Below are 16,185 nucleotides of genomic sequence, written 5' to 3'. Positions count from 1 at the left end.
AAAGATAGTCTTTTGCTTGGATACCGGAAACGATGAACCGTTTTATTTGGAAACTGTTTTGAATTAATCAAAGAAAAAATGTTATGGGCATTTATAATCAAATTCCTAAAGCCATATAATTGAAATATCTGATTGGATTATATTATCAATCCAGACATCATCCTTTTATGGTTTCCATATCAAAACCGTACGTTCTCCAATTGAAAACCGTACGTTCTCGATATGGAAACCGTACGGTTTTGATATGGAGAACGTAAAAAGAAGACAGCTTGAAACAGATACTGAACCTTTCAGAAGCTGTTTTGAATTTATCGTGCGATGATTTGGGATGAGTTTTTGAGGCATTTTTGCTTCTGTGATGAGGAAGATAGCGGGCTATCTGACGAAGAACAGGAGCGGAAAGGACCAAAAAATTGCCCAAAGCACACACGAAAACGGATACATCAAGCCAAGAAAAACTTTTTGGAGAAATTCAAAACAGCTTCTCAATCATACATTGATTCATATCCGCTAAATAAATTTATCGGAAAAATTGAAACACTCTCTTACTAATGATAATTTTTTTCGATAAAAAAGTTTCATTTTATTTGTTTATTCGGGAAAAGGCTTTACCTTTGCAACCGTAAAAACCAATTAAACCGAATGACAATGACAACTGATATACGAATTAACTTGGCAGTCCTGCATTTGATTCACGTCGTGGTGGTACCAGGGGGTGAGGAAGGTTCGTGTATGTAGTTGTTCGAGATTATACGTTGAAAAGCCTTTCTCACCCCTGAGTCGAGAGAGGCTTTTTTATAATTGGCAGTTGGGTTAAGCTGGTATTGTGATTGGGTGGAAGCTCAAGAACTTAAAAACTAACAAACTTAAAAACTAAAGAACTAAAAAAACATAATGGAGATGAAACATCAGTTACGCAGTTCAATGAGTACCGAAGGCCGGCGCATGGCGGGAGCCCGCACCTTGTGGGTGGCCAACGGGATGAAGAAAGAAATGATGGGCAAGCCGATTATTGCGGTGGTCAACTCGTTTACCCAGTTTGTGCCGGGACATACCCACCTGCATGAAATCGGGCAGATGGTGAAAGCCGAAATCGAACGGCAGGGGTGCTTTGCCGCCGAGTTCAACACCATTGCCATTGATGACGGAATAGCGATGGGGCACGACGGGATGTTGTATTCATTGCCTTCGCGCGACATTATCGCCGACAGCATCGAGTATATGGTGAACGCGCATAAGGCGGATGCGATGATTTGCATCTCCAATTGCGACAAGATTACGCCGGGGATGCTGATGGCGGCGATGCGGCTCAATATCCCCACGGTGTTCGTGTCGGGAGGACCGATGGAGGCCGGCGAATGGGGCGGGATGCATCTCGACCTGATAGACGCGATGATTAAGTCGGCGGACACGAGTGTGAGCGATGCCGATGTGGCGGAAATAGAGCGTCATGCCTGCCCCGGATGCGGGTGCTGCTCGGGAATGTTCACCGCCAACTCGATGAATTGCCTGAACGAGGCAATCGGGCTTGCCCTGCCGGGGAACGGCACCGTTCTTGCTACGCACGCCAACCGCCGCATCCTGTTTGAAGACGCGGCACGGCTCATCGTGGAGAATGCGTGGAAGTATTACCGTGATGGGGATGATAGTGTATTGCCACGGAGCATCGCCACACGCCAGGCTTTCCTCAACGCCATGACCCTCGACATTGCGATGGGCGGTTCTACCAACACGGTGCTTCACCTGCTTGCCATTGCCCACGAGGCGGAAGTGGATTTCTGTATGGACGACATCGACCAGCTTTCGCGACGTGTGCCTTGCCTGTGCAAGGTGGCTCCCAATACGCAGAAATACCACATACAGGACGTGAACCGTGCCGGTGGTATTCTGAACATTTTGGGCGAGCTGGCGAAGGGAGGCTTGCTGGACACTTCGGTGCGCCGGGTAGACGGAACTACCTTGGCAGAAGCCATAGCCCGATATAATATATGTGTGCCTGCTCCCGATCCCGAGGCGTTGCGCATTTACCGGAGCGCACCGGGCGGAAAGTTCTGCATCGCGCTGGGCGCACAGGACACAATGTACGATACGCTGGACACCGACCGTGCCGCAGGGTGTATCCGTGATTTGCAACATGCCTATTCGAAAGACGGAGGCCTGGCGGTATTGAAGGGTAACATTGCGCAGGACGGATGCGTGGTGAAGACGGCTGGAGTGGATGAGAGCATCTGGAAATTCTCCGGTCCCGCTAAAGTCTTCGATTCGCAGGAAGCGGCTTGCGAGGGAATCTTGGGTGGCAAGGTGGTGAGCGGCGATGTGGTGGTCATCACCCACGAAGGCCCCAAAGGAGGACCGGGAATGCAGGAAATGCTTTACCCCACATCGTACATCAAGTCGAAACACTTGGGCAAAGAGTGTGCCCTCATTACCGACGGACGCTTTAGCGGCGGTACATCGGGCTTGAGCATCGGGCACATTTCGCCTGAAGCTGCTGCCGGAGGAAACATCGGTAAGATTGTAGACGGCGACATCATCGAGATAGATATCCCGAACCGCACCATCAATGTACGGCTGAGCGATGAGGAACTGGCTGCACGTCCGATGGCACCCGTTACGCGCGACCGCAAGGTGTCGAAAGCTCTTAGGGCGTATGCCGCGATGGTAAGCTCGGCGGATAAAGGAGGAGTGAGAATGATTGACTGAATTGTTTAGGTACTAGGTAACTAGGTTCTGGATTCCATTCGTAAGACTATTCAAAGCTTAGTCAACTAGTGTCTAAACCCTAGTTCCTAAAATAAATAAAAGGAAGAATATGGACAAAGAAAGAATAACAGGCTCGGAGGCATTGATGCGTTCGCTGGAGCACGAAGGGGTGAAGACGCTTTTCGGCTATCCCGGCGGAGCCATTATGCCGGTATTTGATGCATTATACGACCATCGGGACAAGTTGAACCATATCCTTGTGCGTCACGAACAGGGAGCGGTACATGCGGCACAGGGCTTTGCCCGGGTGTCGGGTGAGGTAGGAGTATGTCTGGTGACGAGCGGTCCCGGCGCTACGAATACCATTACTGGTGTGGCGGATGCGATGATAGACAGTACGCCCATTGTGGTGATAGCCGGTCAGGTGGGTGCATCGTTATTGGGTACAGACGCTTTTCAGGAAGTGGATCTGGTAGGTGTTACCCAGCCTATATCGAAATGGAGTTACCAGATACGTCGTGCCGAAGACGTGGCATGGGCGGTGTCGCGTGCGTTCTACCTTGCGCGGAGCGGGCGTCCCGGTCCGGTGGTGCTCGATTTTGCCAAGAATGCGCAGACCGAAATGACGGAATACGAACCGGTGGATGTGGACTTTATCCGGAGTTATGACCCTGACCCCGAGACCGACCCGAAGATGGTGGCAGAGGCGGTGAAGCTCATCAACGAAGCCGAACGCCCCTTGCTGCTGGTAGGGCAGGGTGTAGAATTGGGAGGTGCACAAGAAGAACTGAAAGCATTTGCCGAGAAGGCGGACATCCCCTGGGGATGTACCTTGTTGGGGCTTTCGGCATTGCCTTCTGCCCACCGGCTGAACAAGGGTATGTTGGGGATGCACGGCAATCTTGCCCCTAACGTGAAGACCAACGAGTGTGACGTGCTGATAGCCGTGGGGATGCGTTTCGACGACCGTGTGACGGGTAAGCTGGAAACATACGCCCGTCAGGCGAAGGTCATCCACTTGGATGTAGACCCTTCGGAGATAGGCAAGAACGTGCCGGTGGATGTGCCCGTGCTGGGCAATTGCAAGCGTACGTTGGCTTTGCTGACCGAATTGATACAGACCCACAAGCATACGGAATGGATAGAAAGTTTCCGCCCGTACGATGAGAAAGAGTACGAGCAGGTAATCCGTCCCGAGGTACATCCCGAAAGCGGTCCGCTGAATATGGGCGAGGTGGTCAATGCCGTGAGCGAGGCAACTTGCCGCGAAGCGATATTGGTGACCGATGTAGGCCAGAACCAGATGATGGCATGCCGCTATTTCAAGTTTGGGAAAAAACGGAGCATCGTGACTTCGGGTGGTATGGGAACGATGGGCTTCTGCCTTCCGGCGGCAATTGGTGCCACGTTCGGATGTCCCGGACGTACGGTATGCGCCTTTATGGGCGACGGAGGCTTGCAGATGACGATGCAAGAGCTGGGTACCGTGATGGAGCAGCAAGTACCGGTGAAGCTTATTTTACTGAACAATAATTACTTAGGTAATGTGCGCCAATGGCAGGCGATGTTTTTCAACCGCCGCTATTCGTTTACGCCGATGATGAACCCCGACTACATGCAGATAGCTGCCGCCTACGGCATAGCCGGACGCCGCGTGATGGAACGGGACGAACTGGAAGGTGCCATCCGCGAGATGCTGGACACCGACGGACCTTTCCTGCTCGAAGTGTGTGTGGTAGAAGAAGGCAATGTGCTTCCGATGACTCCTCCGGGAAGTTCGGTAAACGATATGCTGCTTGAACTGGATTGTTGAATATCAGTTGACAAGATACCAGTTTACAAGGAGACAAGGTTCTGAATAGCTTTGTGTATCTAAAACCTTGTCAACTCGTTAACTCGTCAACTTGTTACCTAAAAATAAAACGCAAATGGATAATAAGACATTATATACAATTATCGTTCACTCGGAAAACTTTGCCGGTTTGCTCAATCAGGTGACCGCCGTGTTCACCCGCCGGCAAATCAATATCGAGAGCCTGAACGTTTCGGCATCTTCCATCAAGGGCGTGCATAAATATACGATAACGTGCTGGACCACCCCCGACATCGTGGAGAAGGTAGTGCGTCAGATAGAGAAGAAAATCGACGTCATTCAGGCGCATTATTTCACTGAAAAGGAAATCTTTCAGCGTGAGGTGGCGATGTACAAGGTTTCTACACCCGAGTTTCAGTCGAACCCCGAGGCATCGAAGGTGGTGCGCCGTGCCAGTGCGCACATCGTGGAGGTGAACCCCACGTTCTGCATCGTGGAACTGACAGGAATGAGTGCCGAAATCACCGACTTGTACCAGAAACTGAAAGACCTGAACTGCGTGCTCCAGTTTGTCCGCTCAGGGCGGATAGCTGTGTCTACCAGTTGTTTCGAGCGGGTGAACGAGTACCTGGCGCATCGGGAAGAACGTTATTTGAAAGAGAAAAAAGAGTAAACATTATGGACGCAAAAGAGAAAGTAGGCAGATACGAATTTGTGGCTGAGCCTTTTCATGTAGATTTTGCGGGACGGCTCACCATGGGAGTATTGGGAAACCATTTATTGAATTGTGCCGGATTCCATGCCGCCGACCGCGGGTTTGGGATAGCGGTATTGAATGAGAACCATTATACGTGGGTGCTTTCGCGCTTGGCGGTGGAAATGACCGATATGCCCCGGGCATACGAGAAGTTCAGTATCGAGACATGGGTGGAAAATGTCTACCGGCTCTTCACCGACCGCAACTTCGCGGTACTCAATGCGGAAGGCAAGCCCATCGGTTATGCACGTTCGGTATGGGCGATGATTAGTATGGAGACCCGTAAGCCTGCCGATTTGTTTCTCTTGCATGGCGATGAAATCACAAGTTATATATGCGCCGACAAGCCTTGTCCCATCGCAAAGGCGGGCAGGGTAAAGGTAGGCGATGCGCAGCAGGTGGCGGAATATCATACCCGGTACAGCGACATCGACCTGAACGGGCATGTGAACAGCATCAAGTACATCGAGCATATCCTCGACCTGTTTCCGCTGGAAATGTACCGTGAAAAAACGCTGCACCGTTTCGAGGTTGCGTATGCAGCCGAAAGCCATTATGGTGATGTGCTGGGGTTTTATCGGGAACAGAAGTCGGAAAACGAATACGACATCGAGGTACGGAAGAACGGGACTGAGACCGCCATACGGAGCAAAGTGGTGTTTGAATAATTAATAATTAAAATGAATGTCCGCAATCATCCTATGTAGGGGCAAAATGCGGATATTCATAATAATTAAAAAACTCTGTGTGCCTCTGTGTCTTTTGTGGTGAAAACTTAAAAACTAACAAACTTAAAAACTAACAAACTCAAATATTAACTTGCGGACCGGTAAGGTCTGCGTAAAAAGATTGTAATTTTATGGCAAAAATGAATTTTGGCGGAGTTATCGAAAACGTAGAGACCCGCGAAGAATTTCCTTTGGAAAAAGCACGTGAAGTATTGAAAGACGAAACCATAGCCGTAATCGGTTACGGCGTACAGGGACCGGGCCAGTCGTTGAACTTGCGCGATAACGGGTTCAATGTCATCGTGGGCCAGCGTCCGGGAAAGACATACGATAAAGCCGTTGCCGACGGATGGGTGCCGGGCGAAACCCTTTTCGGCATCGAAGAGGCTTGCGAGCGTGCGACGATTATCGCCGTATTGCTCTCGGATGCAGCGCAGATAGCTTGCTGGCCGACTATCGAGAAACATCTTACGGCTGGTAAGGCACTGTATTTCTCTCACGGTTTCGCCATTACGTGGAACGACCGTACAGGTGTGGTTCCCCCGAAAGATGTAGACGTGATTATGGTGGCACCGAAAGGTTCGGGAACTTCTTTGCGTACCATGTTCCTCGAAGGCCGCGGGCTGAACTCGTCATATGCTATCTATCAGGATGCTACCGGTAAGGCTTGGGACCGTGTCATCGCTATGGGCATCGGCATTGGTTCGGGATACCTGTTCGAAACCACTTTCCAGCGCGAAGCTACTTCCGACCTGACCGGCGAACGCGGTACGCTGATGGGTGCCATCCAGGGCTTGCTTTTGGCTCAGTACGAAACCTTGCGCGAACATGGGCACACGCCTTCTGAAGCTTTCAATGAAACCGTAGAAGAGCTTACCCAGTCGCTGATGCCGCTCTTTGCTGCCAAAGGTATGGACTGGATGTATGCCAACTGCTCTACTACAGCCCAGCGCGGCGCACTCGACTGGATGGTTCCGTTCCACGATGCTACCAAGCCGGTATTCGAAAAACTGTATAAGTCGGTAGCCGACGGACTGGAAGCCCAGCGTTCCATCGACTCCAACTCTCAGCCCGACTATCGCGAAAAGCTGAACGAGGAACTGAAAGCCTTGCGCGAAAGCGAAATGTGGCAGACGGGTGTGGTGGTACGCAAGCTCCGTCCGGAAAATAACTGAGCAATTGACAATTGACAATTATTTCTGATTGGCAATTGATGATTGGTAATGATTGCTTTATGCTCCAGTTCCCAAAGGGCACAAAGCACTTTGCCGGTTGTCAATTGCCAATTGTTTTTTTGGCAGATAAGAAAAAGTGTTGTACATTTGCCGTAGACCATTAAAAAACAGACTATTTATGAAAATGCGTGTATTTTTAGGAATGATGGCAATGTGCTTTGCGCTTTTTGTGTATGCAGAGAGTGATCCTACGTCGTTTGTACGGAACAGATATCCGGATGCCCGTATTTTAGACCGTGATTGGGATGACGGATTCATCGAAGTGAAAATGTCGCATCGCGGAAAGGAAAAGATCGTTATTTTCAATGCCGATGGAAAATGGTTGCGTACCATGTGGGAAGTACGCCGCAGCAGGCTTCCGCGTGCGGTAATCAGCGTATTGAGACGGACAGGATTCGTGTACGAAGAGATAGACGATAACGATAATATGGCGATGGAGAACCGTCGGGGAATGTTCTATATCGTTCAGGCCGACCGTAATGACCAAAGCTACGTGCTGGTGGTGTCGGAGCGGGGAAACATCATCGACCGCTTTTACGATGACGAATGGGATGACGAGTGGGACGAAGGACGCTGGGAAGGCGAGTCTTGGGATGACGGCGAGGACCATTTCGACGAAGGAGATGATGAGTGGAACGACCACAACCGTTATCGCCGTCCTCACCGCCACCATCGCGGGTGTTGTCATGAAGACGATGGCGAGGACCGTTTCGATGAGGGAGACGACTAGTGAGAAGTTATCGCCCCGCTGGTGTGGGCTGGGAGTTGAATGCCAATACCTCAGAAAAACTTTTTGGAGAAATTCAAAACAGATTCTCGGTAAGACTATCGACCTTTAACTCCTGAACGAAGTGATAACTTCTGTGAAACATAACTACGTTTAACTCCTGGTTCACATGAATAGCAAATTGGCAAATCGTAACTTGAAAAAAGATTCTCCGTGGGCGTGGGTGCCTACGCTCTATTTTGCGGAAGGGCTGCCCTATATAGCGGTAATGACCCTCTCGCTGGTGATGTATAAGCGGATGGGCATCTCGAATGCCGAGGTGGCGCTCTATACGGGTTGGCTCAACCTGCCGTGGGTGGTCAAGCCTTTGTGGAGCCCGTTCGTAGACTTGGTGCGCACCAAACGCTGGTGGGTAGTGGCAATGCAAATGCTTATTGGTGCTGCACTGGCGGGTATTGCTTTCCTTATACCTGCACCGCATTTCTTTCAGTCCACGCTCGCCCTGTTCTGGCTGATGGCGTTTGCCTCCGCCACCCACGACATTGCAGCCGACGGGTTCTATATGTTGGGGCTTACGCCGCACCAGCAAGCTTTGTTTGTGGGCATCCGGAGCACCTTCTACCGCCTTGCCACCATCGCCGGCCAAGGATTGCTCCTGATGTTTGCCGGCTGGTTGGAACAGTCGGGTAGGGGAATCCCTTTTGCCTGGAGCGTTACGTTCTTACTGTTGGCGGGGGTGTTTCTTGCTGTGTTCGTCTACCACGCTTTTGTACTTCCGTGTCCCAGTGCCGACCGTCCGGCAGCAAGCATTTCGGCGCAGAGCCTGTGGCGCGAGTTCCTTCTCACTTTCCGCTCGTTTTTCCGTAAGGAAGGCATCGGCGTGGCATTGCTCTTCATGCTGCTCTACCGCTTCCCCGAAGCGCAATTGGCGAAGATGGGCATTCCGTTCCTGCTCGACCCCGTGTCAGAAGGAGGGCTGGGCATGACCACCGAGCAGATAGGTTTCACGCATGGCACAGTGGGCGTCATCGGGTTGACTTTGGGCGGCATTCTGGGTGGCATCGCCGTGGCGCGTCACGGCTTGAAGCGTTGGCTTTGGGCGATGGTGTGGGCGATATCTCTGCCCGACCTGGTGTACGTTTACCTCAGCTATTTTCCCCAAACGCCCTTACTTTGGGTCAACGTGTGCATTTTCATCGAGCAGTTGGGCTACGGCTTCGGCTTCACCGCCTACATGATGTACCTCATCTATTTTTCGCGTGGGAGCCACAGCACCGCCCATTACGCCATCTGTACCGCCTTTATGGCGCTGGGCATGATGTTGCCTGGCATGGCAGCCGGCTGGCTTCAGGAGCTTCTGGGCTATCGTCATTTCTTCATCTGGATTATGGCGTGCTGCGGTGCGACTTTCGCCGTGGCGGCCTTGCTGAAGATAGACCCGGAATTTGGGAAGAAATGAGTAGATTTAATGGCTAATGTGAGAATGAATCAGCACATTGCATTTGTTTATTAGAAGCTGTTTTGAGTTTATCGTGCGATGATTTGGGATGAGTTTTTGTAGAGACGCAAAATCTTGCGTCTTTACTATGAGGAAGATAGCGGGCTATCTGACGAAGAACAGGAGCGAAAAGGGTCCAAAAATCGCCCAAAGCACACACGAAAACGGATACATCAAGCCAAGAAAAACTTTTTGGAGAAATTCAAAATAGCTTCTTAGCACATTAAACTGTAGTTTTGTAAATTGAAAATTGAAAAATAGTAAATGAATTTATGTTGGCTTATACTTATGTAGAACAAGGCAGATTCGAATGGCGCGATAAGCCGGAACCTCGGCTGGAGGGGCCGCGCGATGCCATCGTAAGGGTCACGCTGAGCAGCATTTGCACCAGCGACCTGCATATCAAACACGGAAGCGTGCCGCGTGCCGTGCCGGGTATCACGGTAGGTCACGAGATGGTGGGTGTGGTGGAAGCCGTGGGCGAGGCTGTGAAGAACGTTGCGCCGGGCGACCGTGTGACCGTCAATGTGGAAACCTTTTGCGGAGAATGCTTCTTTTGCCGCCACGGGTACGTGAACAATTGTACCGACCCTCACGGCGGATGGGCGCTGGGATGCCGTATCGATGGTGGGCAGACGGGATATGTACGTGTGCCTTATGCCGACACAGGGCTGAACCGCATCCCCGACTCGGTGACCGATGAGCAGGCGTTGTTTGTGGGCGATATACTTGCTACCGGCTTTTGGGCGGCGCGTATCTCCGAGGTGAAAGAGGAGGATACGGTGCTTATCATCGGAGCCGGTCCTACGGGCATTTGTACCTTGCTTTGCACGATGCTGAAGCGTCCGCGGCGCATCATTGTGTGCGAACGTTCGCCCGAACGAATCCGTTTCGTACGCCGGCATTACCCCGAAGTGCTGGTAACAGAACCCGAAGATTGCCTTGCCTTTGTGAAAGCGCATAGTGTGCACGGTGGTGCCGATGTGGTGATGGAAGTGGCAGGAACAGACGATACGTTCCGCCTGGCGTGGGAGTGTGCCCGTCCCAATGCCATCGTGACCGTGGTGGCGATGTACGACAAGCCCCAAATGTTGCCTTTGCCCGACATGTATGGCAAGAATCTCACCTTCAAGACTGGCGGTGTGGACGGGTGTGACTGCGCCGAGATACTCGGTCTGATAGAAGCAGGCAAGATAGACACTACTCCGCTTATTACCCATCGTTTTCCGCTTCGCCAGATAGAGGAGGCTTATCACATTTTTGAGAATAAGCTGGACGGGGTGATGAAGATTGCTATCAGTGGATAATTAGTGTTAGAAGCTGTTTTGAATTTATCGTGCGATGATTTGGGATGAGTTTTTGAGGCATTTTCGCTTTTGTGATGAGGAAGATAGCGGGCTATCTGACGAAGAACAGGAGCGGAAAGGACCAAAAAATCGCCCAAAGCACGCACGAAAACGGATACATCAAGCCAAGAAAAACTTTTTGGAGAAATTCAAAACAGCTTCTTATACTTTTCGCACTCTTTTATTTGTGTCTTTTACTGGTATAGGGTGTGCCGGAAGCAATAATATAAACAATGTAGGGGCAGGGTTAGCCCGCCTGTATGCGTTCACGTGGATGTTTTCGGGCAGGCAAACCCTGCCCCTACAAGTTATTGGTAAAATGCGGATATTCGTTTTAGGTTTAATGGCATCTTGTATATATAGTAATTAGACTTTGACCTTGATAACTTCACAAAGGCTTGTGGTGTATTGGGCTGGCTTATGTTCGCATTTCAAGTGCCAGTGTCTTCCATCACTCCCAACTCCGTCAAACCACTGTCTGGAAAACCACGGCTGGTGCAGATGCTTTGCTTTTCAAGTAGATAATGTTCTCCGGATTTAGTCGAACAAATGCAGCTTTTGGGGAAATTTAATCACTAATCATGAATTTTTTTTTGACCGTAAAATCCTTAATATTAAATCTTTTCACTATATTTGCAACGTGTTTTGCCGCTTCATAATATAAAACAATGATAAAGCGGCGAACTTGAAAATATTTAATTGATTGTATATCAAATATTTGTGATATGGAGGCAAAAACATTCAAGCGCATTGCGCTTTGCACTTCTCGTCACATAACAACGGCAGGACATTGTTGCTGAGTTTTTACTCCGGAATGCTGCCGCTAAACCTAAAGAATGCTGTAAACAACGTCTGAAAACTTCTTAAAAAAGTTTGCAAAGCGTAGTGATTCAAATTCGGAGAGGTAACGGTTAGCCGTCATGCGATTGTCATGAGGGTAACGTAAGGAACGCCTTGTTCATTTACAATTTGGTTATTTATGCGAATCAGGAGTTAAACGTAGTTATGTTTCACAGGAGTTATCACTTCGTTCAGGAGTTAAAGGTCAATAGCTTTGCTTCTGAAAGCTGTGCAAAAGGTATTGGCATCTAACTCCCAGCCCGATAAGTGGGCGATAACTACCTATAACTTCCTTTTTAACTCCTGATTGGCATTATTTACAATTTACGATTTAGCTGTGTTGTAAATGGGGATTAACCACCGTAAATAGTACTTTGTAAATCGTAAATCCATCATGTTGTCCGACAAACTCAACAACGTAGATTACCAATGGTTCCTTGTCCGTACCAAACCCGGACATGAACAGGAGTTGTGTGCACTCATTGGGCGCGAAAAGGACAAGATCCGGAACATACTGGAAGTCTATTGTCCTACCCATACCAAGGTGTACATGCGCAGAGGTGACAGTGAGCAACGGATGCCCCTTTTTGATGGCTATGTGTTCGTGCTTGCCACCCAAAACGCACTGGTTGAGTTCCTTCGTGACAACTGTTCCGATGCCTTTATCCGCTACAACCGCAAGCGTACGCCGGACGAGAAAGCCACCGCTTGCACCATACCCGAATCGCAAATGCGCGCTTTCCGTGACTACAACGAGAATTACGCTGATAAGGTAATAGTGCTGGAGCGTCCTTACTCGGACTATGCCTTCAACGCGAAAGAGGGCGAGGCAAATGAGATTGTACGCGTGGTCGACGGTCCGTTTGCCGGCCAAGAAGGCTACATCTGCCGCTTCCACCGCAAAAAGGGACTGGTGTTCCGCGTGCAAGGCATGGTGCCGGGCAGCTGGTTGACCGTCACCTATCCCAATGTCTCCGACCTGCACGTCGTCCGTCTCCACAATGCCGAGGGCGACCGCCTGTCTATAGGCACGGAAAAAGGGCGTGCCGTTGACCTGCTTGTCGGCATCCTGCAGGCTTGCGGTTACGGAAAGCGCACGCAAGCCATGCTTTATGAACTGATGGAACGCCTTGCTGTCGATTTGTCATTGACCAATCTCTGCCGGGAACTTGACAAGAAAGGTGAGAAAACATTGGGCGGCCGTCTTGCCAGACTGACTACCAAGGAAGCTGAACTTCTGATAAACCTTGCCCGCTACGAACATGATACTCCCGGATATGTGAAGGAAAACTGGCAAAAGATGCTCCTGCGTTCGTTTCTTACGCCTACATCCGGGATAGAATGGGAAGAAGGCAAGAACGAGGTGGAACTTCAACATAAGAATTTTACGGAAATCATCCGCAGGGTGGACATCACCGAGGAGGTTTATTACCCCAGCAGACAGGAGGACGGAAAAGTCACCACTGCGTATGATGCCCATATCGGCATGAGGGAAGAGATGGAAAACCTCGTTTTCTTCGCCAACTGGGACGGTTTCCTCAGCGAATATTTCCTTACGGCAGGAAAAGCCAACGAGAAGTTAGTGTCGGGAAGGTTGCAATCTGTCCTTGACGAGACCACGAATACGGAAAGGAAAAAACTCATCGAGTCTTTCCGCAACTATGCCCCAACATTATATAAGGTATTGACGGATGCGGATTCAGTCGTAAAAGCCGTACCGGATTTTAAGGTCGGCGAAGATACGTTGAATGTCTTTGCTATCCGGTCTTCAGTTCAAGAAAAAGACACGGCAAAGGACAAGCTGATACAGACTTGTGTCCGCATCTGCAAGGAAATCAATACTACCAACCATCTTGCCGTATGGCGCAGGTATCTGCGGACGGTGTGGCTGCACAATTGAAGTTGACAAGGTATCAGTTGACAAGGCAACAAGGTTCTGAATAGTTTCACTAATGGCATCTAAAACTTCGTTAACTCGTCAATTGGTCAACTTGTTACCTGAAATAAAATGTACACGATAGCCGAATTTACTTCCCGATGGCAACGCCTCCACCATCCGTCCATGAATGTGGATGGCGACGTGGTTTTCTTTTATGAAATCTACGTCAGGCTGCACCGTTTGGCTGAACAGTATGCGGCGGGGTTCGATGAACAGTTTATACTTTCTCTGCTGCTTTATACGGAGAACACTATTGCTGTCGGGCTTGACGGTGTTTACGAATACAGGTACCGCAACGTGGGCGATGTCGTGTTCCGTTGGTGCGAAAGCCTGGACATGGGTGCGGATGCCACTTCACAAGTGGACAGTCTCGTGTCAGAAGCTGTGTCAAGAGCCGGCTGCAGTGCCCTCCGGCAATGGATGACAGAATGCGTGCTGTCGGGTGATTTTTCCCGTATAAGTGGAATGATGGCTTGGTTTCCATGTGAAGACCCGGTAATGTGGCACATTTTCCCGGACTTACGTTTCAGGGAGGTGATGTTCCGCAGGCTTACGGGTGACTGGCAGACCGCCCGGCAGATGCTGTGGGCAGACCTTGCCTTCAACTGGCGTGACAAGCGCGGATACTCCTTGGCGGATACCTTGTCCAAGCAGTTCCGTTATGAAGTGTCTTTTGCCGAAGGAAAAGAAAAAGACAGGTTGAAAGAAGCGGCGGAAAGTCTCGATGCTATCCGTTCCGAACGCTTGGACACTTACACGGTTATCGGGCGTAAAGACGGGCGCACGCTCACTTTACTCCACAGGGACGGCCGTGAGTTCCGTGATGTGATTTTCTCTGCACCTGTTTCGGAAAATGCGCAAAGCCGTCCTCTTGCCGCCCAGCTTGTCACTTACAATGACAAAACTTACATAAACGGTTCTGCAGTCTGGCTTAACAAGGAAGCCTTGCCCGTGTGGAACGGTGAAACCAATTGGAGCGACATCCTTAAAAAAGAACAGGATGCGGCAAAGCTCACATTTTTCACCACCATGTTTGGCAAGCGGCTCAGTCTTTACGAAGACCTCTACACCGTACCGGAAGACCCGGAGGAAGCCTGTTACGCCGACATGGGCATCTATTTCGACGAGCCTAACATTTTCGATTTTCTGGGATGCATGAAGCCCGAGAATTAAGAATGAAAGATGAAGAATAAAGTGCAAAAGGATATAGCACAGACGGCTGTTACCCTTTCTCCTCATGGGGAGAACTGGAGAGAGACTGGGAGAGTCGGAGAGGGGCTGGAAGGTTTCGGTTTTATTGCATACGCCAATTCCCGCGTTGAGAAGCTGCAGGACGAGGGGCGTTACGATGCCGCAAATAAGCTGAAAATGTATCTCAGAAAGTTCATTGCCTATTTGGGCAAGAGCGAAGTGCCTTTCAAAGACTTCGATTCCCTGCTGATACGCAACTATCATACGTGGCTGAAGAATCAGGAGTTAGGGCGCAATACCATTTCCTTGTACATCCGGAACTTGAAACGGGTCTACCGCCTTGCCGTAGAAAGCGGACTGGCCGATGAATGCCATCCCTTCGAAGGCATGGACGTGAGCTATCACGTCAAGAAAGAGAAAAACGGTCTGACGCTTGCGGAGGTAAAATATATGCGTGACTTGGACTTGAGCAGCGAACATCCGTCAATCGTCTTCGCCCGCGACATCTTCCTGTTCTCCGTCTATGCACGTGGCATGAGGAGTGATGACATCTTCCGCCTGACAAGAAAGAACATCCAGGACGGACAGCTCACTTACCGTCAGCACATCACCGGTAAGGAAATCTCCATTCCCTGGGAGCCGGCACTGCAGGAGATTGCAGACCGTTACAGAAGGAAAGGCACGGCACGCCTCTTTCCTGTCATCACGGCAAAAGCCCCACACGAGCAATGGAAACAGTATGACAGCCTCCTGCACCGCATCAATTACAGCCTGAAGAAATTGGGTGAGATAATGGGTCTCGGTTATCCGCTGAACCTCACCGTAGCAAGACATTCGTGGCAGAGCATGACGAAGAGCGTAAGCATAAGCGACATCCTATAGAATGAAGAATGAAGTATAAGTTAGAAGTACCACGATGAGATAGACAAGCTCCACGAGCGGGAAGACCCCAAGTTTGTCTGCATCATCAACGGCTGCCAGAACCTCATCGCCCCGAACGCGCAGCAGGCAGAACAGACCATACAGGATAGTACACCCGAAAAATGAATATATACTGCATCGCCAGTTGAATATATACTGCAACTGCTGATGAATATATACTGCAACTGCCGATGCAGTATATATCCTTTAAAAAAGCAGTACGAATGTCCTCATTTTGCCAAAATGCCTTGTAGGGGGCAGGGTTTGCCTGCCCAAAAACATCTACGTGGATTAGTTGACGCATTCGGGCGTATACGATACGCCCTGCATGGGATGTTTGCAGAGCTAAGAAACTGTTTTGAATTTATCGTGCGATGATTTGGGATGAGTTTTTGAGGCATTTCCGCTTGTGTGATGAGGAAGATAGCGGGCTATCTGACGAAGAACAGAAGCGGAAAGGACCAAAAAATCGCCCAAAGCACACACG

The 16,185-nt window shown here is 50.0% G+C and carries 14 protein-coding genes; all 14 read left to right on the top strand.

The window, feature by feature from the left end:
* Positions 1-318: 318 nt before the first annotated feature.
* The 14 genes from H9625_RS08665 (at position 319) to H9625_RS08600 (ending at position 15,659) form a co-directional block, all read left to right on the top strand.
* Positions 319-552 (top strand): hypothetical protein, encoded by a 234-nt coding sequence (locus H9625_RS08665; protein ID WP_191763939.1) that lies wholly within the window; start codon positions 319-321, stop codon positions 550-552.
* A 348-nt stretch (positions 553-900) separates the two neighbouring features.
* Entirely contained in the window at positions 901-2,703 is a 1,803-nt protein-coding gene (gene ilvD, locus H9625_RS08660; protein ID WP_191763937.1) for a dihydroxy-acid dehydratase, read from the top strand.
* A 109-nt stretch (positions 2,704-2,812) separates the two neighbouring features.
* Positions 2,813-4,516 carry a biosynthetic-type acetolactate synthase large subunit gene (gene ilvB, locus H9625_RS08655; protein WP_191763935.1) on the top strand — a complete coding sequence of 568 codons (1,704 nt, stop codon included), beginning with the start codon at positions 2,813-2,815 and terminating at the stop codon, positions 4,514-4,516.
* A gap of 115 nt (positions 4,517-4,631) precedes the next feature.
* Positions 4,632-5,189: an acetolactate synthase small subunit gene (ilvN, locus tag H9625_RS08650; RefSeq protein ID WP_013616882.1), complete on the top strand. Its 558-nt coding sequence runs from the start codon at positions 4,632-4,634 to the stop codon at positions 5,187-5,189.
* Between the two features lie 5 nt (positions 5,190-5,194).
* Entirely contained in the window at positions 5,195-5,941 is a 747-nt protein-coding gene (locus H9625_RS08645; protein WP_087398312.1) for an acyl-[acyl-carrier-protein] thioesterase, read from the top strand.
* Between the two features lie 191 nt (positions 5,942-6,132).
* Positions 6,133-7,176: a ketol-acid reductoisomerase gene (ilvC, locus tag H9625_RS08640; RefSeq protein WP_013616880.1), complete on the top strand. Its 1,044-nt coding sequence runs from the start codon at positions 6,133-6,135 to the stop codon at positions 7,174-7,176.
* A gap of 178 nt (positions 7,177-7,354) precedes the next feature.
* On the top strand, positions 7,355-7,966 hold the full coding sequence (locus H9625_RS08635; protein WP_191763933.1) for a PepSY-like domain-containing protein: 612 nt from the start codon (positions 7,355-7,357) through the stop codon (positions 7,964-7,966).
* Positions 7,967-8,132: 166 nt separating this feature from the next.
* Complete coding sequence (locus tag H9625_RS08630) at positions 8,133-9,422, top strand: MFS transporter (protein WP_191763931.1); 1,290 nt, start codon at positions 8,133-8,135, stop codon at positions 9,420-9,422.
* Positions 9,423-9,536: 114 nt separating this feature from the next.
* Complete coding sequence (locus H9625_RS08625) at positions 9,537-9,680, top strand: hypothetical protein (RefSeq protein WP_191763930.1); 144 nt, start codon at positions 9,537-9,539, stop codon at positions 9,678-9,680.
* 53 nt (positions 9,681-9,733) lie between these two features.
* Positions 9,734-10,768 carry an alcohol dehydrogenase gene (locus H9625_RS08620; protein WP_087246955.1) on the top strand — a complete coding sequence of 345 codons (1,035 nt, stop codon included), beginning with the start codon at positions 9,734-9,736 and terminating at the stop codon, positions 10,766-10,768.
* A 34-nt stretch (positions 10,769-10,802) separates the two neighbouring features.
* A complete protein-coding gene (locus H9625_RS08615; protein WP_191763928.1) occupies positions 10,803-11,177 on the top strand; it encodes a hypothetical protein in 375 nt (124 codons plus the stop codon).
* A gap of 864 nt (positions 11,178-12,041) precedes the next feature.
* Positions 12,042-13,547, top strand: a complete 1,506-nt coding sequence (locus tag H9625_RS08610; protein WP_191763926.1) for a transcription termination/antitermination NusG family protein — start codon at positions 12,042-12,044, stop codon at positions 13,545-13,547.
* A 108-nt stretch (positions 13,548-13,655) separates the two neighbouring features.
* Positions 13,656-14,759, top strand: a complete 1,104-nt coding sequence (locus H9625_RS08605; RefSeq protein ID WP_191763924.1) for a hypothetical protein — start codon at positions 13,656-13,658, stop codon at positions 14,757-14,759.
* A 9-nt stretch (positions 14,760-14,768) separates the two neighbouring features.
* Entirely contained in the window at positions 14,769-15,659 is an 891-nt protein-coding gene (locus H9625_RS08600) for a tyrosine-type recombinase/integrase (RefSeq protein WP_191763922.1), read from the top strand.
* Positions 15,660-16,185 lie beyond the last annotated feature (526 nt).

It is taken from the genome of Phocaeicola intestinalis (genome assembly GCF_014837065.1).
In the GTDB taxonomy this organism is placed as follows: domain Bacteria; phylum Bacteroidota; class Bacteroidia; order Bacteroidales; family Bacteroidaceae; genus Phocaeicola; species Phocaeicola intestinalis.
Note: the sequence above shows the minus strand (reverse complement) of the source record. Positions and strands in the feature narration are given on the sequence as shown.

Coding starts and splice junctions, on each gene's coding strand:
- H9625_RS08665 (WP_191763939.1), top strand. CDS start 319: ATGATTTGGGATGAGTTTTTGAGGCATTTTTGCTTCTGTGATGAGGAA.
- H9625_RS08600 (WP_191763922.1), top strand. CDS start 14,769: ATGAAGAATAAAGTGCAAAAGGATATAGCACAGACGGCTGTTACCCTT.
- ilvN (WP_013616882.1), top strand. CDS start 4,632: ATGGATAATAAGACATTATATACAATTATCGTTCACTCGGAAAACTTT.
- H9625_RS08635 (WP_191763933.1), top strand. CDS start 7,355: ATGAAAATGCGTGTATTTTTAGGAATGATGGCAATGTGCTTTGCGCTT.
- ilvB (WP_191763935.1), top strand. CDS start 2,813: ATGGACAAAGAAAGAATAACAGGCTCGGAGGCATTGATGCGTTCGCTG.
- H9625_RS08610 (WP_191763926.1), top strand. CDS start 12,042: ATGTTGTCCGACAAACTCAACAACGTAGATTACCAATGGTTCCTTGTC.
- ilvC (WP_013616880.1), top strand. CDS start 6,133: ATGGCAAAAATGAATTTTGGCGGAGTTATCGAAAACGTAGAGACCCGC.
- H9625_RS08605 (WP_191763924.1), top strand. CDS start 13,656: ATGTACACGATAGCCGAATTTACTTCCCGATGGCAACGCCTCCACCAT.
- H9625_RS08630 (WP_191763931.1), top strand. CDS start 8,133: ATGAATAGCAAATTGGCAAATCGTAACTTGAAAAAAGATTCTCCGTGG.
- H9625_RS08615 (WP_191763928.1), top strand. CDS start 10,803: ATGATTTGGGATGAGTTTTTGAGGCATTTTCGCTTTTGTGATGAGGAA.
- H9625_RS08620 (WP_087246955.1), top strand. CDS start 9,734: ATGTTGGCTTATACTTATGTAGAACAAGGCAGATTCGAATGGCGCGAT.
- ilvD (WP_191763937.1), top strand. CDS start 901: ATGAAACATCAGTTACGCAGTTCAATGAGTACCGAAGGCCGGCGCATG.
- H9625_RS08645 (WP_087398312.1), top strand. CDS start 5,195: ATGGACGCAAAAGAGAAAGTAGGCAGATACGAATTTGTGGCTGAGCCT.